Origin of the sequence: Nocardia flavorosea NBRC 108225 (assembly GCF_001613385.1) — a bacterium.
Taxonomy (GTDB): domain Bacteria; phylum Actinomycetota; class Actinomycetes; order Mycobacteriales; family Mycobacteriaceae; genus Nocardia; species Nocardia flavorosea.
Map to the genome: position 1 here is coordinate 344,922 of NZ_BDCG01000016.1, position 24,011 is coordinate 368,932.

Annotated in this window: 19 protein-coding genes; 9 read left to right on the forward strand and 10 right to left on the reverse strand. The window is 67.9% G+C overall.

The window, feature by feature from the left end:
• The first annotated feature begins 173 nt into the window (after positions 1-173).
• Entirely contained in the window at positions 174-971 is a 798-nt protein-coding gene (locus NFL01S_RS21970; RefSeq protein WP_157116783.1) for an Rv0361 family membrane protein, read from the forward strand.
• Between the two features lie 81 nt (positions 972-1,052).
• Here the strand turns inward: NFL01S_RS21970 and NFL01S_RS21975 are convergent, their stop codons facing one another.
• Positions 1,053-2,444, reverse strand: a complete 1,392-nt coding sequence (locus NFL01S_RS21975; protein ID WP_245670822.1) for an MFS transporter — start codon at positions 2,442-2,444, stop codon at positions 1,053-1,055.
• A gap of 54 nt (positions 2,445-2,498) precedes the next feature.
• Between NFL01S_RS21975 and NFL01S_RS21980 the strand changes: the two genes are divergently transcribed.
• Positions 2,499-3,500, forward strand: coding sequence for a GlxA family transcriptional regulator (locus tag NFL01S_RS21980; protein WP_062978115.1), 1,002 nt, complete (start codon positions 2,499-2,501; stop codon positions 3,498-3,500).
• Positions 3,501-3,705: 205 nt separating this feature from the next.
• On the opposite strand, the gene NFL01S_RS21985 is transcribed toward NFL01S_RS21980, so the two are convergent.
• Entirely contained in the window at positions 3,706-4,959 is a 1,254-nt protein-coding gene (locus NFL01S_RS21985) for an FAD-dependent oxidoreductase (RefSeq protein ID WP_062978117.1), read from the reverse strand.
• Between the two features lie 89 nt (positions 4,960-5,048).
• On the opposite strand from NFL01S_RS21985, the gene NFL01S_RS21990 reads away from it, so the two are divergent.
• The gene (locus tag NFL01S_RS21990; protein ID WP_062978119.1) at positions 5,049-6,074 is read left to right on the forward strand and encodes a helix-turn-helix transcriptional regulator; all 1,026 of its coding nucleotides are present in this window, start codon (positions 5,049-5,051) and stop codon (positions 6,072-6,074) included.
• A gap of 197 nt (positions 6,075-6,271) precedes the next feature.
• Here the strand turns inward: NFL01S_RS21990 and NFL01S_RS21995 are convergent, their stop codons facing one another.
• Both NFL01S_RS21995 and NFL01S_RS22000 read right to left on the reverse strand, forming a co-directional pair.
• Positions 6,272-8,392 carry a hypothetical protein gene (locus tag NFL01S_RS21995; RefSeq protein ID WP_062978121.1) on the reverse strand — a complete coding sequence of 707 codons (2,121 nt, stop codon included), beginning with the start codon at positions 8,390-8,392 and terminating at the stop codon, positions 6,272-6,274.
• 510 nt (positions 8,393-8,902) lie between these two features.
• The gene (locus tag NFL01S_RS22000) at positions 8,903-9,259 is read right to left on the reverse strand and encodes an SPW repeat protein (protein WP_062978123.1); all 357 of its coding nucleotides are present in this window, start codon (positions 9,257-9,259) and stop codon (positions 8,903-8,905) included.
• Positions 9,260-9,480: 221 nt separating this feature from the next.
• On the opposite strand from NFL01S_RS22000, the gene NFL01S_RS22005 reads away from it, so the two are divergent.
• Complete coding sequence (locus tag NFL01S_RS22005) at positions 9,481-10,680, forward strand: NAD(P)/FAD-dependent oxidoreductase (RefSeq protein ID WP_062978125.1); 1,200 nt, start codon at positions 9,481-9,483, stop codon at positions 10,678-10,680.
• 10 nt (positions 10,681-10,690) lie between these two features.
• The gene (locus NFL01S_RS22010; RefSeq protein WP_062978127.1) at positions 10,691-11,449 is read left to right on the forward strand and encodes a glutamate racemase; all 759 of its coding nucleotides are present in this window, start codon (positions 10,691-10,693) and stop codon (positions 11,447-11,449) included.
• A gap of 358 nt (positions 11,450-11,807) precedes the next feature.
• Here NFL01S_RS22010 and NFL01S_RS22015 read toward each other — a convergent pair whose 3' ends face one another.
• Positions 11,808-12,863, reverse strand: a complete 1,056-nt coding sequence (locus NFL01S_RS22015) for a ferredoxin--NADP reductase (RefSeq protein ID WP_062978129.1) — start codon at positions 12,861-12,863, stop codon at positions 11,808-11,810.
• A gap of 67 nt (positions 12,864-12,930) precedes the next feature.
• Positions 12,931-13,581, reverse strand: coding sequence for a mycofactocin system transcriptional regulator MftR2 (mftR2, locus tag NFL01S_RS22020; protein ID WP_245670828.1), 651 nt, complete (start codon positions 13,579-13,581; stop codon positions 12,931-12,933).
• Between the two features lie 276 nt (positions 13,582-13,857).
• Between mftR2 and mftA the strand changes: the two genes are divergently transcribed.
• The 4 genes from mftA to mftG all read left to right on the forward strand — a co-directional run bounded on the left by mftA (position 13,858) and on the right by mftG (position 18,599).
• Positions 13,858-14,007 carry a mycofactocin precursor MftA gene (gene mftA, locus NFL01S_RS33970; protein WP_063916007.1) on the forward strand — a complete coding sequence of 50 codons (150 nt, stop codon included), beginning with the start codon at positions 13,858-13,860 and terminating at the stop codon, positions 14,005-14,007.
• A gap of 11 nt (positions 14,008-14,018) precedes the next feature.
• Positions 14,019-15,524: a mycofactocin radical SAM maturase gene (gene mftC / locus NFL01S_RS22025; RefSeq protein WP_084493130.1), complete on the forward strand. Its 1,506-nt coding sequence runs from the start codon at positions 14,019-14,021 to the stop codon at positions 15,522-15,524.
• A 195-nt stretch (positions 15,525-15,719) separates the two neighbouring features.
• Positions 15,720-17,120: a mycofactocin biosynthesis glycosyltransferase MftF gene (gene mftF, locus NFL01S_RS22030; RefSeq protein ID WP_062978133.1), complete on the forward strand. Its 1,401-nt coding sequence runs from the start codon at positions 15,720-15,722 to the stop codon at positions 17,118-17,120.
• Between the two features lie 15 nt (positions 17,121-17,135).
• Positions 17,136-18,599, forward strand: coding sequence for a mycofactocin dehydrogenase MftG (mftG, locus tag NFL01S_RS22035; RefSeq protein ID WP_062978134.1), 1,464 nt, complete (start codon positions 17,136-17,138; stop codon positions 18,597-18,599).
• Positions 18,600-19,198: 599 nt separating this feature from the next.
• Here mftG and NFL01S_RS22040 read toward each other — a convergent pair.
• From NFL01S_RS22040 to NFL01S_RS22055, 4 genes are all read right to left on the reverse strand, one after another.
• Entirely contained in the window at positions 19,199-19,999 is an 801-nt protein-coding gene (locus NFL01S_RS22040; RefSeq protein WP_371851839.1) for a carbohydrate ABC transporter permease, read from the reverse strand.
• A 41-nt stretch (positions 20,000-20,040) separates the two neighbouring features.
• Entirely contained in the window at positions 20,041-20,994 is a 954-nt protein-coding gene (locus NFL01S_RS22045) for a carbohydrate ABC transporter permease (protein WP_084493074.1), read from the reverse strand.
• On the reverse strand, positions 20,991-22,313 hold the full coding sequence (locus tag NFL01S_RS22050; RefSeq protein ID WP_062978136.1) for an ABC transporter substrate-binding protein: 1,323 nt from the start codon (positions 22,311-22,313) through the stop codon (positions 20,991-20,993). Before NFL01S_RS22050 ends, NFL01S_RS22045 begins: the two co-directional genes overlap by 4 nt.
• Before the next feature lie 549 nt (positions 22,314-22,862).
• Positions 22,863-23,795: an oxygenase MpaB family protein gene (locus NFL01S_RS22055; protein WP_062978137.1), complete on the reverse strand. Its 933-nt coding sequence runs from the start codon at positions 23,793-23,795 to the stop codon at positions 22,863-22,865.
• Positions 23,796-24,011 lie beyond the last annotated feature (216 nt).

Sequence of the window (24,011 nt, forward strand, 5' to 3'; positions counted from 1 at the left end):
ACGGGCCAGGGCAGCAGCCGTATGCGCCAGGCCCTCAACAGTATTCCCCGCAGGGCATGCCGCCCATGTATGGGGCGCCGCCGTACCCACCGCAACCCGGGGGACCATACGCACCGCAGACCGGCGGGCCGTACCCACCACAGCCGGGCAAGAACCGCGGGACCGTGGTGCTGGTGACGCTCGTCGTGGTCGTGCTGGTCGCCGGACTCGGAGTCGGTGGGTACTTCCTGCTGGCCGGTGGCGGCGGGGCCGGGAATCCACGCGCCGTGGCCCAGCAGTTCGTGGACGGTGACGGTGCGAACAAGGAGCTTATCTGCGCGTCGGATCTCGCGAAGATCGAGGAAGCCGGCGCGTCGGCGCCCCGGCCTACCGAGCCCGTCACGGTGCCGGACGGAGCGGCCGCGACGAGTGAGCTGGTCAGTGTCGATGTGCCCGAGGGGAGCGATAAGGGGACCTTCACCGTCAAGACGGACGTGACTGTCGGTACGCAGAGTCACAGCCAGACCGTGGAGTACGACCTCGTCGAAGAGGACGGCGACTGGAAGGTCTGCGGCATTCTGGATCCGTCGGAGCCCGGGAACAGTGACACCGGCAAGCCCGAGGGCACCGACCCGGGGGCACCCGGCAGCAGTGATTCCGAGAGCAACAGCGCCGACGGCGACCCACGTGCTGTCGCACAGCAGTTCGTGGACAGCCGCGGTGTCGACAAAACCCTGATCTGCGAAGCGGATGTCAGGAAGCTCGAATTGGCCGAAAAAAGGGGATCTCCGCCGCTCGAGCTACCGGAGACCGAATTCTCCGTACTGGAGATCACGGAAGTCGACGTACCGGCGGGCGGCGATCGTGGGACCTTCACCCTCGAATTCGGGGCAAAAGGCAGTTCGGTGCCCGTCAAGACCGTCTACTACGACCTCGTCGAAGAAGACGGCGAGTGGAAAGTTTGTGGTGTCCTGACGGCCTGGATCAGTTGATCTCCAAGTCCGGGAGCAGGCTGAGGTATCGAGGTTTTCAGCCGACGCAAGCCGTGCCCGTGCCGGTGCTGCGCGCCGAAATCAGTCCACCCGGCGACCATCTCGGTGCGGTACCGGCCGACCTGAACGTGCGGTGGGGCCGCCACCTGAGGCGGCCCCACCTTCCCGAACGCGCGCCTCGCCGCATCCCGGCACCTTCGTCGCCGGGAGGTACCGATCCGGCAGTCGGATGGCGGCGCACATGAGCGCGGCCGCGGCGCACAGTCCAGCGGCCACATGGAAGGCGAGGTCGTAGGAGCCGTCGGCGTCGCGGACGTAGCCCGCACCGAATGCGGCGACCGCGGCGCCGAGTTGGTGGGCGGCGAAGACCCAGCCGAACACGATCGGTGCGGCTGCGCCGAACCAGCGGCGGCAGAGGGCGATCGTCGGCGGGACCGTGGCGACCCAGTCGAGGCCGTAGAAGATGATGAACACCCACATACTGGGTTCGGCGTGGGGGGAGAGCAGCGCGGGGAGGGCGAGCAGGGAAACCCCGCGGCCGAGATAGTAGATCACCAGCAGGATGCGGGCGTCCACCCGGTCGGTGAGCCAGCCGGAGAACACTGTTCCGAGCACGTCGAAGATCCCGACCGTCGCCAGCAGGGAGGCGGCGACGGTTGTCGGCATACCGTGGTCGTGCGCCGCGGGAATGAAATGGGTGCCGATCAGGCCGTTCGTCGTCATACCGCAGATCGCGAAACTTCCGGCGAGCAGCCGGAAAGCCCGCACGCGCATCCCCTGGACCAGTCCGCTCGCGGCCGCGCCGAAGGTGCCGTTGGGTAGCGTTTCATCCGCGTCCGCGGAACCGCCGTAGGCGGTGGTGCCGATATCGCTCGGGCGGTCGCGGATGAACAGCAGTACCAACGGGATCACCGCGAGGGCAGCGCAGGTGACGATCAGCGACGCCCAGCGCCAGCCGACACGGTCGGTGACACCGGCGACCACGGGCAGGAAAACCAGCTGACCGGTTGCGCTCGCCGCGGTGAGCACGCCGGTGACCAGGCCACGGCGGGCAACGAACCAGCGGGTCGAAACGGTGGCGACGAAACCCATGGAGATGGAGCCGGTCCCGAGGCCGACGAGTACGCCCCACAGCAGGATGAGCTGCCAGGAGGCGGTCATGAAAAGACCCAGGCCGGTTCCGGTCGCGATCAGTACGAGGGCCCCGGCGAGAATCGGGCGAACCCCGAACCTGTCCATGAGGGCGGCGGCGAACGGCGCGGTGACCCCGAACAGCACCATGTTGATCGACATGGCGGCGCCGACGGTCGCATGCGACCAGCCGAATTCGGTGTGCAGCGGGTGCATGAAAACGCTGGGGACCGCACGGAATCCCGCGGCCCCCAGGATGGCCACGAAACTCACGCCGGCGACGATCCAGGCGTAGTGCAGCCGCGAGGTGCGGATCGCGACGGTAATGCTCGGTGTCCTCACGATGATCAAGCATTCGTGGCCGGCGATTCCGGAGCCAGTGGCAGAATCGACAATATGCGTGAAAATCATGCCAATGGCGCCGGGGTCGCCGCGCCGGACCGGCATGTGGTGGCGGTACTGCTCCTGGAACCGGTGGTCGGATTCGACGCGACCATCCCGCCGCTGGTCTTCGGCCAGGCCGCCGATGAGGTGGGTAACCCGCTCTACGAGGTGGTGACCTGCGCACTACGGCCGGGTCCCGTCCGGACCACCTCGGGCTATTCGATCATCGCCGAGTCCGGAGCCGATGCGCTCGCCGCCGCCGATACGGTCATCGTGCCGGGCACGAAATATCCGGCGGCGCGGCTCCGCGGAGAATCCACTGCCGAGGTGGCCGCCGCGCTGGAAACCGTGCCCACCGGTGCGCGGACAGTGTCCATCTGCACGGGAGCCTTTGTGCTCGCCGCGGCCGGCCTGTTCGACGGGTACCGCGCAACCACCCACTGGCGATACGCGGACGACTTCCGGCGGCTGTTCCCGGCGGTCGAACTCGACGAGACCGTGCTGTTCGTGGACGAGGGCGACCTGCTCAGCTCGGCGGGACTGGCCGCCGGTATCGACCTCTGCCTCTATCTCATCCGGCGCGATCACGGCGCGGTCGTCGCCAATCGTGTCGCACGGCACTGTGTGGTGCCGCCCTGGCGGGAAGGCGGGCAGGCCCAGTTCATCGAACACCATGTGCCCGACCACGACGAGCGCAGCACCGCCGCCACCCGCGCCTGGGCCCTGGACCACCTGGGCGAGGCGCTCAGTGTGACGGTGCTGGCCGCACACGCGCGTATGAGTTCGCGCACCTTCAGCCGCCGGTTCCGGGCGGAGACGGGGCTCTCGCCCGGCGCCTGGCTGCGTGATCGCCGGATCGACCGGGCGCGCGAACTGCTCGAATCCGCGGACCTTCCGATCGAGGCCGTGGCCGAACTGTCGGGGCTGGGCACGCCGGACAATCTGCGCCACCATATGCGGCGTGGGCTGGGGATGTCGCCGTCCGCCTACCGGAAGACCTTCGCCGGCTCGTGATCCGGTTGCCGGGGGACACGAACCGGACTCGGACTTTCCGGTCGGTCGGGCCACTACCCGCGGCGGCTCGGGGAAATTCCCGAACGCTCGTGCAGCGGTCGGTGCGGGGGATCCGCCACCGCGCGGCCTCGAATGGTGCTGCCGACACCGCTTCTGGCGCCACTCCTGAACGGTAGCTCCGGACACCCACGCCGGTCGGTTGTCCTCATCGGGAAGTGAAGCGCCTGCGCCCGAGCAGTTGGGTCCTCGCCAGAACCGAGGCCGTAGCGGTGGTGGCGCCTGCGCCGAGCGGTGAACCGGTGGCCCGCATCAAACGCACGGTGCGCATGGCCGCGAGTAGTACTTCGCTGCCGCGCACCCGCATATCCGACTCGAACCGGCTCACCGCGACAGGCAGGGTGACCGTGCCGGCCGCGACCGCACGCAGACCGGTGACCAGGCTCGCGGCATCACGGATGGCTGCCCCGGCGCCCATACCTGCGGTAGGCGGGGTCGCATGGACCGCATCGCCGAGCGCGGTGACCGTGCCGGCGGGCCACGGGGCGAGATCCCGGGCCCGGGTCGAGGCGGCATTGAAGCGGAATGCCCCGATACTTCCGGGGTCTGCGAGTTCGACGACCTCGAGTGCGGCGTGCCGCCAGCCTTCGCGATCGAACGCGGTGAGCAGCGCGGACCGCAACTCGGTACCGTGCAGCGCGCGAAGCGCATCGGTTGCGGCGGATTCTGCGAACATGGCGCCCCAGATGTAGGTGGGGCCGGTCGTGATCGCCTCCCGGGGGCGGGGCGTGTCCAGGACGGCATTGCCTACCGGGTCGAGGAAACCTATGTACAGGGCCGTGGTGCGTGGCCCGAGCACCATGCTCGAGCGCGGCCCGAGCCGCTGCCGCTCGGTGGCGCCGAGATCGCCGGCGGCAGTGCGGCCGGAAAAGCCGATGATTCCGGTCGGATGGTTGGTCGGACGGCCGGCCAAGCGCTGTGCGACCAGCGAGTGGGCGCCGTCCGCGCCCACCAGCAGATCACCCGGCGCCGTGGATCCATCGGCGAACACTGCCTGCGGCGCGCCCGCCGTGCGGGTGATATCGGTGACCGGCCTCCCCAGGTACAGATCGGCGCCGACCGCATCGGCCAGAATCGTTCGCAGAGTGATGCGGTCGATATCGACACCCGGGTTGTCGTCGAGCCGCGGTCCGTGACCCAGCAGCCGGCCGTACCGGTCCCAGAAGGCATCGCGGGTCCGTAACCGCAACGCCGAGGACGACCCCAGCAGCCGTTCGAAAATCTCCGGCGCGACCAGCTCCTGCAGTGCCGCCTGTGCCCGGCCGTCGAGCGTGATGTGGTACCCCCCGGTCTGCGTGATATCGAGATCGCGGTCGAAAACAGAGACCTCGAATTCGTGCCGGCGCAGTCCGGCGGCCAATGCCAGGCCGCCGATTCCGCCTCCGACGATGATGATGCGCACTATCGGTCTCCCGGACTCGTGGTGAATTACTTCTGGGCACCGACAGTGCCATCGGTAGTGGACACCGAATGTCCACTACTTTGGCCCGTGTGGCCGAAACTTCCCGGCGCGCACTGCGCCTGCTGTCACTGCTCGCCGCCCGCGGCAGCTGGTCGCTGAATGAGCTCGCCGCCCGGCTGGAGGTGAGTGAGCGGACCGTCCGGCGCGATATCGACACCCTGCGCCGGCTCGGCTACCCGGTGCTGTCGCTGCGCGGACCGGCCGGGGGCTACCGGCTCGGAGCGGGGCATACACTGCCACCCCTGCTGTTCGACAACGATCAGGCGCCGGCCGTCGCGGTGGCCCTGCAAACCGCGCCGCACACTGTGTCGGGTCTCGGGGAGGATGCCGCACGGGCCCTGGACGCGCTCGAACAGGTCATGCCCGCACGGCTGCGCGCCGCCGTGGAAGCGATGCGGCTCACCAGATTGCAGAACTACTGGGAGTTCCCGGCACCACCTATCGAGGCAGCGGCGTTACAGGTCGCGGGCAGTGCCGTGCGCCGGCACGAAGTGCTTCTCGCCGAACCCCTGGGTCCCGGCGGCGCCCGCCCGGATCCCGGTACGGCCGGGTTCACGCCGGCCCGGCGTATCGAACCTCATCACCTGGTGGTCTGGGCGGGCCGGTGGTATCTGGTCGGGTTCGATCACGCCGACGAGACCTGGCGCGTGCACCGCCTCGACAGTCTCCATCTGCACGCGCCCACGGGAATCCGGTTCACCCCGCGCGAACTCCCCGGCGGCGATGTCGCCCACCTGGTCATGACCAGTTACGACCGCGGCGATACGCCCGCTGCCTGGGAGTGCACCGGAAGTGCCCGGCTCGATCTGCCGGCCGAGACGGTCGCGCGCTGGGCGCCCGGCGGATCGGTTGTCGAGCACCTCGATTCCGGCCATTGCCGCCTCACCGTCGGTGCGTGGTCATGGGCCGGGATCGCCGGACTACTCGCCACCTTCGATACCGATCTCACCGATGTCCGGCCTCCGGAACTGGTAGCCGCATGCCGGCGGCTCGCACGAAGATTCCGGACTGCCGCGGGCCCGGCCGGCCGGCCGACGGCAGAGGTACGGCCGTAGCCGCGATCGGGTTGCCGATATCGATCGGCCGCGGTGCGGCCGGGCCGCCGCGACCCGCCGGCCCGGCCGCCGGATTCTCTGAAGAATCTTGCACGGGATATCGCGCGTACTCACCGCTGTGGGGGTCATCGACCAGGCCTGCTGAGCTTCTGCGAACCCGAGGTCCGGTCCGCGTCATCGGTTCTTACAGCGCCGATTCAGGATTCGCGGGCGGCCTGCAAAAGCGCGTTGGCGAACTTCACCATCTGGGCGGGCCCGCCGTACCAGGCGGTGACCGCCGAGAGCACAGCCGAGCGGGCTTCCCGGGCAGCGCGGGCGACCTCGTCCGCCGTAACCTCGCCGGCTTCGGCCTGTCCGGCGAGTACTTCGAGATCATCGCTTGCTGTGAGCAAACGCATGATGAGGTGGATATCGATATCCGCGCCTTCCTCGCTGCGGCTGTGCCGGGATGTGTCGGCCGGTACGGGAACGCGCTCCGGTTCGGCGACCGCCGGGGTGGTGAGTTCGGCCGCGATCGGCTCGGGTCGGTCGGCCGGTGGCAGCGGTGTGGCTTCCGCGGCTTCGCGGGCGCGCCGGGAGCGGCGTGTTTCCAGCGGTGGGCGCGATTCGTCGCCGCCGGTCAGTGCTTCCGGCGTGCTGCGGGGTTCGTCGGGCACCAGAGTCAGCGGTGCGGAACTGCCGCGGTGTGGAGAGGGCGGCGGATCGGCCGCCACTTCGCCGGTATCGGGTTCGGGTTGGGCACTCGGTTCGGCATGGCGGGAGCCGGAGGCGTCCTGTTCTGATTCCAGGATCCGGGAGAGGATCTCGGAGACCGGGGCCGCGGAATCGTCTTCGGACTCGGTGCTGTGCACCGGTTCGGGATCGAGCAGACGATCGAGTATGGGAGTGCTGCCCGACGGTGGCGCGAGCCGCGGAGGCGCTTCGGTTACCGGTGGGGAATCGCTGCCCTGATCACCGGAATCGATATCGCCTGCCGGCTCCGTGGTGCGGAAGCCGGTGGAATCCGCTTCCGGTTCCGCCGGCCGATCGCTGTCCGGTTTGTAACGGGACGCGGACCGTGGCATCCGGCGTGGGGCCGGAAGTTCACCGGCCGTGCCGGTTTCCGGCGACTCCGGCGCCGGAGCCGGTCGTGACGATTCCGCCGCGGCGGTATCCATGGCGGATGCCTCGCCGTTGCGGAGAGCGGGCGCGTCCTCGATTTCGGCGGGTGCGTGCCGGGCCGCGGATCGGGGCAGACGGCGGGCGGGCAGCGCGGGCGGGCCCGAGTCCTCCGTGGTGTTCGCCGGTGCGGGGGCCTGGCCGCGCGATGAACGCGTGGGCAGGGCGGACAGAGCCGGTGCGGACCCCTCGGCGGAATCGGCTGTCGCGGCGGGCAGCTCGTAGGGGTCGCCGGGACGGGCACCGGATTCTTCGGGGCGGTACTGGTCTTCGAACGGATTGAACTGTTCGGCGTCGGATTCGGCGGGTTCGGTCAGCGCCGATTTGCGGCGCCGGCCGCCGCTTTCGAGGGCCTGCGGTACCGGCTCGTCACCGATCGAGCTGAGCCAGCTGGGCAGGGAACCGGTATCGGCGGACGAACCGCTGTAGGAATCGGATTCGGTCGGCGCCGGGCGATAGGACCCGGGGTCGCCGGGTGGCGGCATCGGCATTCCCGAAATACCTTCCTCGTTCTGTTCGGCGCTGGGCAATTGCGCAGTTGCCGCACCCGACAACGGGGCCGGGCCGCCGGACGGCACGGTCGGTTCGTCGGGGCGCTGCCTATCCGGTGGGTACGGCGCGGGCATCGGTATGCGCGGTGACGATGCCAGTGCGGGCGCTGTCTCACCGGGCTGGGAAATACGCGGCATCGCCGCGGAATCGGCCTGACCGGGGGCCTGATGTGACCCGCCCGTCGCCGTGGAGCGGGTGGGCAGGGCCGTGGTTTCGGGGGTGTCGTCCGGTACATATGGGGGACCGTCGGCCGGTGGTGTGGTGAAACGGGAATTCGGCTCGGGCTCCGACGGGCTCATCGTCTGGACTCCCGGCGAGTCGCCGATAACACCCGAGGTGTTCCAGGCGGCGAACGGGTCGAGAGCCGCTGAACCGCCGGTGTTCTGCGGGTTCTGCTGCGGGGTGGACAGTGGTGCGGGGGTCCACGTGTAACCGCGGTCCGGAACGGACTCGGGCCGGTTCGTGGCGCCGTTCGACCCCTCCGCCGAATCGAATCCGTTGGATCCGAAGCCGGCGAAGCCCCTCGACTCGGAGTTGCGCTGCCCGCGCCCGTACTCCTCCGGGCGGGCGCGGCGTTCGTCTCCGAGGCTGGCATTTTCGGCATCCATGCGCTCATTCTTACCCACCGGGGCGGGCTTCGTTCTAGTGCGCGAAGCCCCTCATCTGTCCGCTGAGCGCCCGGGGTGACGAGGATTACATCGGTGTCGTGCGCGTGGCCGCCGCCGTTGCGGTCCGCCGGTTTTCCGGACATGCCGTGTTGACGTGCTCCGACGACGGGAAGTTCCGGTACCGGTGCGGACCGGCTCGGTGACGAAGCGAGTCGGACGTGAATCGCCGTGCCCGCAGGGACTTCCCTCGGATGTCGATGGCGCAAATGCGCCTAGTCGGTGCCCCTGGACACGATGCGTGGTGTCGAATCGGGGAGTTCCGTGAATTCGTGAAACGACTGGTGCGTTGCGCCGGATTGCCTGTGTGGTGTGCGCCGGCTGCGCGAATCCTTCAGCGGAATCGGCGGATCGAGGGTGAGTACGACGGCGATCCTCCGGCTGGGCGAGCGGGGGCGGAACCGTAATCGTCCACCGCCGGCACTGCGGCGGGTAGACGATTACGGCGCGGGATCAGTGGTGTGGAGCTGCTCGGTGCATTCGTCCCGCCACGGCCGGCAGAGCCGCGACCGCGAGTACCACGGTGACGAGCCCCACGATCCACGACGTCCACGCGGCGCCGTTGTATGCGGTGTAGTCCATGACCCAGGGCGCGAGGAACAGCAGCGCGCCGAACAGGCCCATGGCGTAATCCGTGGCCGCCATCGACGGCCGGTACATCTGGGCGAGCCCGGTCAGCGCGATGAGCACTCCGAGCACGATCATCGTCCAGACGGCCCGATCATTGGTGGCGACCCAGATCGGCGACAGGGCGGTGAAGGCTCCGAGTACGACGGCCAGGAAATCCTGGGTCCGGCTTTCGGTGAACATAATGGCCTCCTGAAAGTGGATACAGGTCCGTTGACAGGGCCTGACCTCGGTATAGCTGCCTCAGCGTGGCCGGTCGATATCGCAATGGACACGATTGCGCGGCAAAACGATGCGCAAGACGTCGCTGGCCTCCACCGGGCCGTCCAAGTTAGGGTGGGCTACACAATTTTCTGGAACCTGTTTCAGGCGCGGCGCGAGCGGGCCGCGGGAGGGAGTTCGGTATGTCCGCGCCGATCGTGATAGCCGGTGCCGGCCTGGCCGGGCTGCGCACCGCCGAGGAACTGCGCCGCGCCGGGTACGCCGGGGACCTGGTGGTGATCGGAGACGAGGCGTATGCGCCCTACGACCGCCCCCCGCTGTCCAAACAGTTCGTACGCGGTGAAATCGACGCGACCCCGTTGCGCCCCGAGGAGTTCTACGGCGAGAAGGATATCGATCTCCGCCTGAAAACTGCCGCCGTCGGTGTGGACACCGCCGCCAAGAAGGTGCGGCTGGCCGACGGTTCGGTCGTGGGGTACGAGCATCTCGTGATCGCCACCGGGCTCACCCCGCGCCGGCTACCCGGCACCGAAGATGTCACCGGCGTCCACGTGCTGCGCAGCCACGACGATGCCGTGGCCATCCGCGCGGGCGCCCGCGCCGCCGAACACGCACTGATCATCGGTGCCGGATTCATCGGCTGCGAACTCGCCGCCAGCCTGCGTGCGGAGGGGCTGTCGGTGGTGCTGGTGGAACCGCAGTCCGCCCCGCTGGCCGGTGTGCTCGGCGCGGAAGTCGGCGAATTGGTGGCCCGGCTGCATAGGGCCGAAGGGGTCGATCTGCGCTGCGGTATCGGTGTCGATACCCTGCTGGCCGATCCGGACGGGCAAGTCCGTGGCGCCCGGCTCGCCGACGGCTCGGAAGTACCGGCGCAACTGGTGGTCGCCGGGATCGGATCCCGGCCGGTCACCGACTGGCTGGCCGATTCCGGGATCGAACTGGCCGACCCCACGGCCGGTGGCGGCGTGTTCGCCGACGAGGCCGGACGCACCAGCGTGCCCGGAGTCTGGGCGGTGGGCGATGTCGCGGCCTGGCGCACTCCGACCGGCGAGCATCGCCGGATCGAACACTGGACCAACGCGGGTGAGCAGGCCAAACTGCTGACCTGCGCGCTGCTGGGGGTCGAACCACCGAGCGCACCGCAGGTGCCGTACTTCTGGAGCGACCAGTACGACCTCAAGATCCAGGCGCTGGGCACCCCGCGCGCCTCCGACGAGATCCGCATCCTCGCCGACGACGGCCGCAAATTCCTCGCCTTTTACATCCGCGCCGGCCGGCTGGCCGGTGTGGTGGGCGCCGGTATGACCGGCCGGGTGATGAAGATGCGGGCCGCGATCGCCGCGGCCGCCCCGGTGGAGGAACTGCTCGGCGCCACTCAATAACCTGTTCGATGTGATCGTCGCGCTCATCGATTCGGGTTTCGGGCTGCTGCCCACCGCGGCGTGGCTGCGCAAGCTGCGCCCCGATGTGGATCTCCTGCTCCAGTTGGACCCGGACGGCGCGCCGTGGGGCCCGAAACCACAGGAGTGGGTTGTCGACCGGGTGGTTTCGGCCGCGCGTAACGCGCGGGAGCTGGGGGCGGAAGTGGTCGTGCTGCCGTGCAACACCGCCAGCGTGACCGCGCTCGAGCACGTCCGCGCGGATCTGGGCCCGAACGTTCCGGTGGTGGGTACCGTACCGGCGATCAAACCGGCGGCCGCGGTATGCCGCTCGGTCGCGGTCTGGGCGACCGCGGCGACCACCGCAAGCCCGTACCAGGCCGATCTGATTACCCGCTTCGGTGGCGACGCGACGGTTACGGGTGTGGCCTGCCACGGTTTGGCGGAGGCCGTGGACCGCGGCGATATGGCCGCGATCCGCGCCTCGGTCGCCGATGCCGCCGCCCGCACCCCCGCCGGCGTCGAGGGCGTCGTACTCGGCTGCACCCACTACCCGCTGGTGGTGGATACGATCGTCGCCGCACTTCCCGAGGGCGTCCGGCTGTTCGACAGCGCGCAGGCCGTCGCCGCGCAAACCGTCCGCCGGATGGACGAGCTGGGCGGCCCGGGCAGCGGAAACGGCACCGTAAGCGTCTACCTCAGCGACCGCCCGGGTGAACTACCCCCCGGCGCCATCGCCTACGAACCCGGTCGCCTCCTCGGCGCTGGTTAGCAGCACCATCGGCGGGCCAGGATACCGGGGCCCGAACCGCGGTCAGGTGACCGGTGAGTACAAGTAGATTCAGGGCCGGATCCGCGCCGCGGCGGGTTACCGGCTCGGACTCAGGGCCGGCACACCGAGCCCGGCACGGCCCGTGCGGAGCAGCGCAGGAGTGAAGAACCGGGCCCGTAAGGGCCTCACCCTCGAGCAGCGGAGCTGCTCCAAAATCACAGCCCGCCCCTTCACGGATGACCCACCTCGACACCGGGGTCGCCTCGGTCGAACTCCGTGCTGCCGAGGCCTCAGCCTGCGACCACCGACGCCAAGACCAGGGGTGCCCCCGGCACAAGGCAGAACCGCGTCCGATATTTCAGAACTGAATCCGCAAATGGTCGGTGACCGGCCGTGCCTGGCAGCCCAGGATGTACCCGCTTTCGATGTCCTCGGGGTCGAGAATCTCGGCGTTCTCCATTTCGACCTTGCCCTCCAGCACCGTGCAGGCGCAGGAGCCGCATTCGCCTTCCTGGCAGGAGTACGGCACATCGAGACCCTTGTCGAGCATGATGTCGACCAGGGTTTGTTTCCGCGGCCAGCTGAGGTTGTGTACCTCGCCGTCCAGTTCGACTTCGACGGTGGCCGCGTCGGCGGCTTCCTCTTCGGAGATCTCGATGGGGGCGCTGTCGGCGAAGGGGTCGCCGGCGAGCGAATTGAAGATTTCGGCGTGGGTGCGGTTACGCGGGACGCCGAGTTGGCCGAGGGCGTCGTGGACGCCGTCCATGAACGGTTTGGGTCCGCACATGAATGCCGCATAGGCGGTGTAGGGCCGGAACAGTTCGGCGAGCGCCGCGACGGTGGGCAGTCCCTGGACGGTTTCCAGCCAGTGCAGGACGACCAGCCGCTGCGGGTTCTTCTCCGCCAGCTCGCGTAGTTCGGTGGCGAAGATGACCGATTCGGGATCCCGGTTGGCGTAGAAGAGCACGATCCGGCCGGTCCCGCGGTCGAGTGCGGATTTGAGGATCGACATCACCGGGGTGATACCGCTGCCGGCGGCGCAGAGCAGCAGGTCGTCGTCGAGGTCCTTGGGGGTGAATACGCCCGATGGCGGCAGTACTTCCAGTTCGTCGCCCGGCTTGATGTTGTCGCAGAGCCAGTTGGAACCGTATCCGTCCTCGGTCCGCTTCACGGTGACCTTCGGCAGGTCGTCGGTGAAGGGAGAGCTGGCCAGTGAATAGCATCGCGCCACCGACCCGGTGCGGTCGCTGGGGATGCGCAGGGTGAGGAACTGGCCGGGCTGGTAGGCGAACTTTTCCCGGGCCTGCTCCGGTACCTCGAAGACCAGCGAGCTCGCGTCGGTGGTTTCCGCGATGACCTGGGCGACCCGGAGTATGACGGATCGTGAGCCATGGGGCACTTCGACGGTGGTCATCTCGTCCTCTCGACACCTGGTAGCCGACGGCATCCAGCCTACGGCAAAACTAGAACGTGTTTCAATTTTAGCCTACGTCGGCTGCCTGTTGTCGAGTGAGCTGGCCCTCGAGTCCGGCGACCAGCACGCCGACCCCGAAATCGTAGGAGTATTTGCCGCGCAGATCGGGCAGGTATTCCATTGCGCGGGCAACTCGCTCCGGCATCACCACATCGGGCGGGGTGTCGAGGTTGCGGGGGTTCACCCGCCGGCGGCCGAACAGGTAGGTGTGGATGGTTGCGTAGCCGGCCAGGACATTGCGGTCCGCGAAGCCGGCCTCGTAGAGGATCTCCATGATCGCCGCGATCAGGTCGAGCTGTTTACCGAGCATCTGCTCGATGAGAATGTCGCCCAGCCCGGGGTGGCGGCGCAGGCGTTCGTCGATCTGGGCGAGGAGATCGATCAACCGATCCTGCCAGGTCCCTGATTCGGGCGGAGGTTTGCGGACCCCGGCGAGCGCGGCCGTGGCGACCAGGTCGAGTAGTTCGCGCTTATCGGCCACGTAGTAGTAGGGCGCCATGGGGGAGACGCCGAGCTCGCGTGAGAGCCGCCGCATCGATAGTTTCTCCACCCCATCGGCGCGCACGACCCGGAGCGCCGCCTCGACGATCTCCGTCTCCGAGAGGGTACTTCCGTTACCGCCCCCGCCCCCACTCGTCTGCATTCGCACGACTCCCATTGCCACCTCTACATGCTGGGCGGCACGCGCCCGTCACGTTCTGTTCAGCTGCTTTTGCCCCCGCAGTCTAGAGGTCGCGTTCCGGCGTGAGCGTCCACATTACTCGAAAACCCTTTCTTTTTGTCAGTGTATGACGTTATGGTGTGACTGCGGTCGCATCCGGCGACCGCAGCGCCGGCACTGTGCCACCGCTCACCGGCGGTATCTGATGCGGTACCGCGGGGCAGCGTCGTGGCAGCCCCTGGCCGGCGCAGGCGCCAATCAGTGGAGGTAGCCATGGCGGACAACCGTTCCTTCGGACCGGCAGAAACCGATCACCGCGGACCGATCGGCACAGTCGAGAACCAGGCGAGCGAGGATGCTCCCATCGTCGAGGAGACCCTGATCGAAGAGGTGTCCATCGACGGTATGTGCGGCGTCTACTGATCGGGCCGGAGATGCTCGATCTGGAAACCCGCTGGCAGTTACATCCCCGCGTGGCGTTGCGGCCGGAACCTTTCGGTGCGCTGCTGTACCACTTCGGGACCCGTAAACTGTCGTTCCTGAAAAATCCGCGGATCGTCGAGATCGTGCGCTCCCTGCCCGGGCACACCTCGGCCCGCGCGGCCATCCGCGCCGCCGGTATCGGGGACTCCGCCGCCGATCCGTATGTGCAGGCACTGGCAAACCTGGCCGAATCGGACATGATCCAGCAGGCACCGGAAACGGCCGCGCTCGCCGAGTCCGCGCCGTTCTCCGGTGTCGGTCCCGCCGACCCCGCGGTCCGGCTGGTGGATCGGTTCGAATCCGGGCTGGCAGCGCCGATCTGTCTCACCTGGGAACTCACCTACGCATGCAATCTTTCGTGCGTGCACTGCCTGTCCTCCTCGGGCCGGCGGGATCCGAACGAACTCAGCACCGAGCAGTGCAAGGCGCTGATCGACGAGTTCCAGCGGATGCAGGTGTTCTACGTGAACATCGGCGGTGGTGAGCCGACCGTGCGCCCGGATTTCTGGGAACTGGTGGACTACGCGACCTCCCACGATGTGGGCGTGAAGTTCTCCACGAACGGCGTGCGAATCACCCCGGAGGTCGCGCAGCGGCTGGCCGCGAGCGACTATGTGGACGTCCAGATCTCGCTGGACGGTGCCGATGCCGAGGTGAACGACGCGGTCCGCGGGCCGGGGTCCTACGATACGGCGATCCGGGCGCTCGAGAATCTGGCGAACGCCGGATTCAAGGACGCGAAACTGTCCGTGGTCGCCACGCGGCACAATATCGACCAGCTCGATCAGTTCAAGGAGATCGCCGATCGTTACGGCGCCACCCTGCGACTCACCCGGCTCCGGCCGTCGGGTCGCGGTGCGGACGTCTGGGACGAACTGCATCCGCTGCCGGAACAGCAGCGGACTCTCTACGACTGGCTGGTGCGTAACGGCGAAGGTGTGCTCACCGGCGATTCGTTCTTCCACCTCTCCGCATACGGTGAGGCCCTGCCGGGGCTGAACATGTGCGGGGCCGGCCGGGTGGTGTGCCTGGTGGATCCGCTCGGCGACGTCTACGCCTGCCCGTTCGCGATCCACGAACGGTTCCATGCCGGAAACGTCGTCACCGACGGCGGTTTCGCCACGGTGTGGCGGGACTCGGAACTGTTCAACGAGCTGCGAGAACCCAGCGGTGGAGGTGCGTGCACCAAATGCGCGCATTACGACTCCTGCCGCGGCGGCTGTATGGCGGCGAAGTTCTTCACCGGGCTCCCCGCCGACGGACCGGACCCGGAATGCGTTCAGGGTTACGGGGAAGCGGCGCTGGCCGACACCGGACGGATCATCCCGCGTCCGGCCGTCGACCATTCGCGCAAGAGCGCTCCGCGCCGGCAGCGTTCGGGTGGGCCCGTTCCGCTGACGTTGCTGCCCCCGGCGAAACGTCCGGCTCGGGCCTGTGACGAGAGCCCGCTCGTGTGAGAATTATTGGATGACACCCGCCCCGGGCGACGATAGCCGGATCGTTGCCCGGGGCGGTTTCTTATGTTCGTGCTATCGCTCCGGTGACCTATCTCATGACTGTGTCCACCGTTGTTCGGCGAATTTCTCCCGAACGAAACACTTTTTCCCGGACTGCTGATGTCTCGTAACGAATCGGCAGTTACCATCCGTGGAATGCGCCATGATCGCCTGCCCGACGGATTCGGGGTGCGGATCGACCCACGGGTACGCGCATACTCGGGGGGACGCATCCTTATCGGTGGCTCACCCGCTCGTTTGCTGCGCCTCGCTCCCGAGGCCGCGGAAATGATCGGTGACGGCTACCTGGAAGTGACCGGCCCGCAATCGGCGGTGGTTGCCAGACGGCTACTGGATTCCGGTGTCGCCAATCCCCGGCCGCGGCTGCTGCCGAAACCCGAGGACGTGACCGTCATCGTTCCGCTGCACAACAACCCCGACGGCCTGCGGCGGCTCCTGGGGACCTTGAGCGGCCGCACCGTCATCGTGGTCGACGACGGTTCCGACAAGCCGGTCCAGGTGCCCGACGAACACGGCCGCCGATGCCAGGTGAAGGTGCTGCGCCACGAACAACGGCGCGGTCCGGCGGCTGCGCGCAATACCGGCCTGCGCGCCGCGTCCACCCAATTCGTGGCCTTCCTGGATTCCGATGTGGTGCCGCGTAGCGGCTGGCTCGAGGTGATGCTGGGCCATTTCAGCGATCCGCAGGTGGCGCTGGTCGCCCCGCGGATCGTCGCGTTGGATCCGGAATCCACCACGCTGGCCCGCTACGAGCACACTCGCTCGTCGCTGGACCTGGGCCGGCGGGAATCGGCGGTGCAGTCCGGCGGTGTCGTCTCCTATGTGCCCAGTGCGGCGCTGCTCGTGCGGCGTACGGTTCTCGAGGCCGAGGGCGGATTCGACGAAAGTATGCAGGTGGCCGAGGATGTCGATCTGTGCTGGCGGCTGGAACGCGCGGGCTGGCGGCTGCGCTACGAACCCGCCGCGCACGTGGCGCACGACCACCGGGTCTCGTTCCGCGAATGGTTTCGCCGCAAACTGTTCTACGGCACCGGCGCCGCGCCACTGAGCCGCCGGCACGCCGGAAAGGTTTCGCCGCTGCAGATACCCAAGTGGACCGCGCTGTCGGCGATCTTCCTGGCGACCCGGAGCCGCTGGGGGCTCCTGGCCGCGGTACTGACCCTGCTGGTGCCGCTGCGCCGGCTGCGGATCGCGTTCGCGGGCGTGGACAACCCGACGGGGGTCGCGGCGATCTATGTGGCGCGCGGTTTCTTCGCCGGGCTGTGGCGGCTGTCCTCGGCCATGTTCCGTCACTATTGGCCGATAACCCTTGCGGCGATGTTGTTCTCCCGCCGGGTCCGTCAGACCGCGCTGACCCTGGCGCTCGCGGAGGGGGCGGTCGACTGGTACACCCACCGCGAGCCGGGCGGTCTGGACCCGCTGCGTTATATCGCGTTCCGGCGGATCGACGATATCGGGTACGGCACCGGGCTATGGCTGGGTGCGTGGCGGGCCGGCAGCCCGGCCGCTCTGAGACCCACTGCTCCTCCCCGGTAGCGGGGGCCGCGCACCATGGTGGACACGCTGATCATCGGTGGGGGAAGCGCCGGTTCGGTGCTGGCCGCGCGGCTCAGCGAGGATCCGGCGCATATCGTACGGCTCGTGGAAGCCGGTAGCTCACGCCGGTCGGTGGCGGATTTCCCGCCCGAACTCGCCGACAGTGCCGCGCTACCGCTGGGGGACGACGCGCCGTGGCTGTGGCGTTACCCCGTGGCGTTCACTCCGGAAGTGGCGGGCCGGATCGTGCGGGGTCGCGGGATCGGCGGTTCGGGCGCGGTGAACGGCTGCTATTTCATCCGGGCCGCGGCACGTGATTTCGCGGCCTGGAGCCGGGAGGCGGGCACGCTCGCCTGGGATTTCGAGGAAGTGCTGCCGTTCTTCCGGTCGCTCGAGAACGACGAGGACTACGGCGACCACGCCGGGCACAGCCGAACGGGACCGGTGCCGGTCCGCCGGATCGCCCGGCCCGCCCGGCTGGCCCAGGAATTCGCCGCTACCTGCCTGGACCTGGGTTTCGGCGAGGTACCCGACTGGAATTCGATACCCGGCGGACCGGATACGGGCGTCGGTCCGGTGCCGTGCACGATCGGCCCGCCGGATTCGTCGGGCCGGCATCGGCGTATCGGCCCGGCGCATTCCTATCTCCTGCCCGCGCTGTCGCGCCCGAACCTGATCGTGCGGGGCGATACCCCGGCGATCCGCCTGCGGTTCGCGAGGAACCGGGTCGTCGGGGCGGATTGCCTGGTCGAGGGGAAGCCTGAGACGATCCACGCGGACCGGGTGGTGTTGTGCGCCGGCGCGATCGAATCCGCCGCGCTGCTCCTGCGTTCCGGTATCGGTCCCGCCGACCAGCTCGCCGAGCTGGGGATTCCGGTGGTCGTCCCGGCGCCGGTCGGCCGGTGGACGGTCGACCACCCCGAGATCGGTATCGAATACCGCCATCCGGCGCCTGCGGGCGGTGCGGTTCCGCTGGAATATGTGCTGGGGTTCGACGATATCGAGATCCGCCCTTATACGGTTGCCTTCGCCCCCGGGGTGCACCGGATGGGAGTCGCTCTGATGCGGCCGACCAGTTCAGGGCGGCTCAGGTTGACCAGCGCCGATCCGTTCACACCACCGTTGATCGAACAGGGGTATCTCGCGACGGCCGCCGACCGCTCGCGCCTGCGGTCTGCGGTGGGACTGGCCGGCAAAATCCTGGACGTGATGTCGGCGCACTGGTCCGGTGGGGCGGACGAGGGCGCGATCTCCGATCACTGGCTGCACGAACGCCTCGGAACCTCTCAGCATCTGTCGGGCACCTGCCGGATGGGCCGACACGACGATCCCCGGGCGGTGGTCGACGAGCGCTGCCGGGTGCACGGTGTGGAGGGGCTGTCGGTGGTCGATCTCTCGGTGGTGCCGGTACCCCTGAGCCGGGGGCCGCATGCCACGGTGGTTCTGCTCGCCGAACGGGCCACGGCGCATCTGCGCTGAGCCGGTCTCGGAAGCGAGGGCGCACTGGATGTCTCGGGAACGAACGCTGCGCCATTCGATACACGTACCGGCTACTGTCGCGCTAACGGCCGTCCGGCCGGACCGTGGGCAGCGGGCGACGACGCAGCTCCGCCGGGTGGCGCGACCGGTTCCGCTACGGTACTTTCCTCCGGTGCGGTACGCCGGTCGGGTGCCTCGCCGCCCGGATCGCCTATTTCGCCGCGGCCACGAATCCCGGCTACGGACCGCCCGCCCGCAGGTGCGGCCACCGGCTTTCGCCGCACCTCGACAGCCTGCGCCGGGGCAACCGGTCTGGTAGGTGAGCTGTATCGGTCGGGGATACAGCTCACCGGGTGGGCGGGGCGAAATATCAAGTGGCGCCGCGCAATATTGCGTCTCCATTTTCGACACCCCGGCCCGATCTCCCCGGTTATCCACCTCCGAGCAAGTACTCTGGTCCCCCGGGAGGCTCGGTGCGGCAACGCGATCCGGCCCCCCGGGAATCCGCACCCGGCGCCGAACACCGGGGAAGGTACGGCGCCGGTGCGGAAGGTCCCAGCGAACTTTCCGCGACCCCCCTTGTGCTGCGACGATCCGGTCTATCGACCGCCGAGGCCGGACAGGGTGATACCGCGGACGAACGCCTTCTGCGCAACCAGGTAGACCAGCAGCAGCGGAAACAGGATGAGTATCGACGCGGCCATCAGCACCGGCCAGTTCGACACGTACTGGCCCTGCATCCATACCAATCCGAGGGTGACAGTGGAGATGTCCTCGCGCTGGATCATCACCAGCGGCCACAGGAAATCGTTCCAGACGTTCACCCAGGTGAGTACCGCCAGCACCATCACCGCCGGTTTGGCATTGGGCAGCAGTACGCGCCAATAGGTCTGCCACGGTGAACACCCGTCGAGGACCGCTGCTTCTTCGAGTTCGGCGGGCAGCGTCCGGAAGAACTGCCGCATGAGATAGGTACCGAAGGCATTGCCGAACAGGCCCGGCACGATCAGCGACCAGGGCGTATCCGCCCAGCCCAAGGTGCGGATGAGCAGGAACTGCGGAACAACGGTCACCGTGAGCGGGACCATGAGCGTCGCGAGATAGGCCACGAACAGAGCCTCCCGGCCGCGGAAGTGCAGCCGGGCGAATGCGTACCCGGCCAGCGAACAGAAGAAGACCTGTCCGGCGGTGACACATCCCGCGTAGACGATCGTGTTGAGAAACATCCGGCCGAACGGCATGAGTTCGAAGACCGCTCCGTAGTTCGACCACTGCGGATCTCGCGGAAACAACGCCGGGGTGGTGACCTCGGACTGTTTCTTCAGCGAACCCGACAGCGCCCACAGGATCGGCAGCAGGGCACACCAGGCCATCGCGATGAGGACCAGATAGAGCGCCACCGCCCGGCCGAAAGCGCGGGTGGGCCGCCGCTGCGGCCCCCTCACGACTCCGTCGCGTTCTTGCGGGAGAACCATACGTGCGCGGCGGTGAGGGCCAGCAACACCACGAAGATCAGCCACGCGATGGCGGACGCATAGCCGGCGTCACCGAATGCGAACGCGTTCTGGAAGATCATGATGCCGAAAACGTAGGTCCCGGTTTCCGGTCCGCCGTGGCCGCCGGTGAGCACGTAGATCTGGTCGAATGCCTGCACCGCGTTGATGACCGAGACCACCACGACGAACGACAGCGCCCCCCGGATCAGCGGTACGGTGATCGATACGAACCGCCGGGCCGCTCCCGCGCCGTCGATCTCCGCCGCCTCGTACAGATCGTCCGGAACCCCCTGCATCGCGGCAAGCAGGACGACCGTCGCGAACGGCACGCTCTTCCATGTGGTGACCAGGCAGACCGAGACCATCGCCCACCACGGGTCCACCAGCCAGGGCACCGGCCCGATCCCGGCCCAGCCGAGCATCGTATTGAGCAACCCGTTGTTGGTATCGAAGACGAACCGCCAGATCACCGCCATCACCACACTCGACACCGCCAGCGGCAGGAACATGACGGCCCGGAAGAAGGTGATCCCCTTGATCCGCCGGTTCAGCGCCGCGGCGACGACGAGGCTTATCGCCACGGTCGGCAGCAAGGTACCGAGGGTGAAGACGATCGTGTTGCGCAGGGCGATGGCGAACAGCGGGTCGGCGGTGAGCAGCCGGCGGAAGTTCGCGAGCCCGGTGAACCGGATCGGGCCGAACAGGTCCCACTCCTGAAAGCTCAGGTAGAGCGAGAAACCCAAGGGGAACAGCAGGAAAACCAGCACGGCCAGTAGGTTCGGGGCGATGAACAACCGCGCCGCCCGGGCCCGGCGCACGGCCAGTTCCGGAGTCCGGCGCGCCGGAGCGGGTTCGGTCGTGGGTGGTTTCGCACGGAAGGTCTGGTCGGTGGCGGTCATTGGTTGCGCAGCACCTCATCGGCTTCGGGGGCGAGTCGGTTCTTCAGCGATACCGCGGGGCTGGTGCCGCGGAGCACCGGCCCCAGATAGCGATCCATCAGGGCATCGATCCGCGCCCACGCCGCGGTGACCGGAAGCGGTGCCGAGCGTGCCGGTCCCTCGACGAGAATGCCGAGATTCTCGATATCCCGATGTGCTTCGGCGAACCCGCGTGATCGCACCGCGGATTTCCCGGCCGGTACGAACAGTCCGGAATCGGCCACCACGGCCTGCCCGGCCGGTCCGGCCGCGAACTTCAGGAACTCCCAGGCCTGTTCTTTCCGCGGGCTGTCGGCGGATATGGCCAAACCCGTGGTGCCGATATTCGATCTCGCCCCGTGACCATTCGGGCCCACCGGTAATGCGGTGATATCGAAATCGAGCTCCTCGGCGGACGAAAAGGTCTGGTAGCGCCAGTGCCCGCCCAATGCGAGCGCCGCCTTGCCCTGTGTGAACAGATCCATGGTCGAGATCGACTGTTGGTCCGCCGGAGTCGGCGCCACATTGTGCCCGGTGGCCAGGTCGGCGTAGAACTGGACGCCCTCGATGAAGGCATCGTCGGCGAAGGCTGTGCGGTCCGGTACAGTCCGTGGGCTGGTCCATTCGGCACCGTTGTTGATAGCGAACAAACCGGCCGAATAGTAGGGCACCCAGGTATCGGCGAAACCCCACTGCCCGACCCGCCCCGACCGCTCACGTTCGGTGAGTGTCCGGCAGATATCCAGGAATTCGGCGAAATTCCAGGCATCCTCCCAGCGTCCGGGCGCGCGGAGGCCGGCGTCGTCGAACAGTTTCCGGTTGTAGAACAGGAAGTTCCCCGACCACTGCTCCGGCAGTGCGTACTGCCCGCCTTTGAAACCGAAGGTGTCGTATAGCGCCGTGACACTGTCGGCTTCCAGTTCGGCGGCGAATACCGGATCGCGCGCGAGCATGGTGTTCAGATCCAGCAGGACACCGCGATCGGCGAGCCCGGCATAGGTCTGCTCCCATGCCATCAGCACGTCCGGGCATTTTCCGCCCGCGCAAAAGGTGAGCATCTGCTGCATCGGGTCGGGGCCGGACAGCAGGGTTCGCACCCGGATCTCCGGATACCGGCGGGCGAACTCGTCGATCACCCGCTGCCGGCCGTCGGCTTCGTCGGGGTTGGCCTGGAAGAAGAATGTCAGCGCATCGTCATCGCCGGAACATCCGGTGAGGGCCGGAACCGCCAGCGCGGCACCGAACACGCCGGATATACGCAAGAACTCGCGCCGGCCCACTGCCGGTCCATGTTCCTGCACGCCGCGTCACCTCGTTCCTGCGCCGCGCCCGCTTGCGCAGAATCGTCCGGATCGGGAACCGTGGATCTCGTGCCGACCCCCTTGTCCGGGGTGTGCCGGTACCCGCAGATTGTCCAACGCCGAACCGTGAATCGGCCCGAACGACTCACCCGGTCCTCACCTCGGCCGCGCCTCGGCGAGTCTTGCGCCCCCCGGTCCTGCGGCGGTGCGATCACGCGGCCGTCGCCGGCCGCTCGGCCCCGAGCCCTTCCTGCATCCGCTCCTGGGCTCTCGGTCCAGGCGGAGACGGCCACGAACCACCAGGGTGGCTGCCGGAGGGGCCCGGAGTTCACGGTGACGTCGTGTGCGGTCGGGGCCGGACCTCGGCGGGGAGGCCGGTGGTAGGGGCGGTCCTCACGGGGCGGGCGACCTGGCGGGTCTCGGAGTCGGGCGACCTCCTACGGGCCGGCCGGTCGCGTCGCGTGTACGGGGCCGAGGGATATCCCGTGACCACCGCCTGGCTGCTCGACCACACGGCAAAGCGATCGAGGTCGTGGGCCGCCGGGTAGTTCAGATCAGGCTCTTCTGTTTCTGGATGCGGCGGCGGACATCGGCCATGAGGGCGTGGCTGCCGCCGTGGCGGAGAAAGCGGGGGATGAAGCGGTTGACGAAACCGACGAAGAGGAAGAGGTTTTCGAAGCGGCGCTGGTCGGCGGCGGTCCATTCGACCTGCATCTGTTCGCGGAAGTAGGGCGCGAGGAAGCCGATGGTGAGGAAGCGCAGCAAGCCACGGAACGGGATGCGCAGGTACCAGTGGATCATCCGGAGGTTCAGCAGATCGTCGAGATAGGCGCGGACGTAGTCGTCGAGGACGGCGTCGGTGCAGGCCCTGTTCCAATACTCGTCGAACTCGGCGCGGGTGGCCGGCCACATATCCTCGGTGACCTGCAGGGTGGTGCCCAGGGAGGACGAGGAGCGGTAGAAGGCCTCGTTCTGTTCGGGGTTCATCTTTCCGGCCAGCAACTGGTAGGTGTCCTCGAAACCGATGTAGAGGCACGCCGCGACCCAGAGTTGTAGCTTGCGATCGAAGGCGTTGTATTTCACCGGGGCGCCGGGTTCGGAACGCACCTGCCGGTGGGCCACGTTCACCGCCTCGCGGAAGGCCTGTTTCTCCTCGTTGTCGCCGAGGATGGCGACGGCCAGGTATTGGGTGGTGGTGCGGGCACGCTTCCATGGGCGTTTCATCAGTGAACCCGATTCCACCTTGCTTTCGGCGACGCCGTAGCCGACGCCGGGGTTGGCCATCTGCATGATCACGTTCGCGGCGGCGCCGGCGAACTGCCAGAAGTCGAGGGCGTCGGTGAGTTGGAGGGGGCGTGCGGTGAAGGCGCGATGGGTGCCGCTGATCCGGATCCGGGTCTGCTCGGTGGTCAGCGGCAACTGATCTCCCGGCTGCGGGCCGTGCAGGCTGTCGGGTTGCCGAGGATGTGCTGCGGCGGTCATGAGTGTCCTTCCCCAGGGATCCGGTGTGGCCTAAGTTACTTCATATTCTTCAAACAGTCACTTGATATGAAGGAACTGTCGCTAACTTATGCATGCTCGAACGTGTTGGTAAACATACCTAGAACAGGTATCAAGCCCTTGTCGGCGACCAGGAATCTTTGCGAAAACCTTCCGCGAACACGTGAATCGTGCGTAACATACCGCTCCGACCCGACC

Bases quoted from the DNA above. Each gene is read 5' to 3' on its own strand.
- NFL01S_RS22055 (WP_062978137.1), bottom strand. From the start codon at position 23,795: ATGACCGCCGCAGCACATCCTCGGCAACCCGACAGCCTGCACGGCCCG.
- NFL01S_RS21980 (WP_062978115.1), top strand. From the start codon at position 2,499: ATGCGTGAAAATCATGCCAATGGCGCCGGGGTCGCCGCGCCGGACCGG.
- NFL01S_RS21995 (WP_062978121.1), bottom strand. From the start codon at position 8,392: ATGGATGCCGAAAATGCCAGCCTCGGAGACGAACGCCGCGCCCGCCCG.
- mftC (WP_084493130.1), top strand. From the start codon at position 14,019: ATGCTCGATCTGGAAACCCGCTGGCAGTTACATCCCCGCGTGGCGTTG.
- mftG (WP_062978134.1), top strand. From the start codon at position 17,136: ATGGTGGACACGCTGATCATCGGTGGGGGAAGCGCCGGTTCGGTGCTG.
- mftF (WP_062978133.1), top strand. From the start codon at position 15,720: ATGCGCCATGATCGCCTGCCCGACGGATTCGGGGTGCGGATCGACCCA.
- NFL01S_RS22045 (WP_084493074.1), bottom strand. From the start codon at position 20,994: ATGACCGCCACCGACCAGACCTTCCGTGCGAAACCACCCACGACCGAA.
- NFL01S_RS22005 (WP_062978125.1), top strand. From the start codon at position 9,481: ATGTCCGCGCCGATCGTGATAGCCGGTGCCGGCCTGGCCGGGCTGCGC.
- mftA (WP_063916007.1), top strand. From the start codon at position 13,858: ATGGCGGACAACCGTTCCTTCGGACCGGCAGAAACCGATCACCGCGGA.
- mftR2 (WP_245670828.1), bottom strand. From the start codon at position 13,581: ATGGGAGTCGTGCGAATGCAGACGAGTGGGGGCGGGGGCGGTAACGGA.
- NFL01S_RS22015 (WP_062978129.1), bottom strand. From the start codon at position 12,863: ATGACCACCGTCGAAGTGCCCCATGGCTCACGATCCGTCATACTCCGG.
- NFL01S_RS22000 (WP_062978123.1), bottom strand. From the start codon at position 9,259: ATGTTCACCGAAAGCCGGACCCAGGATTTCCTGGCCGTCGTACTCGGA.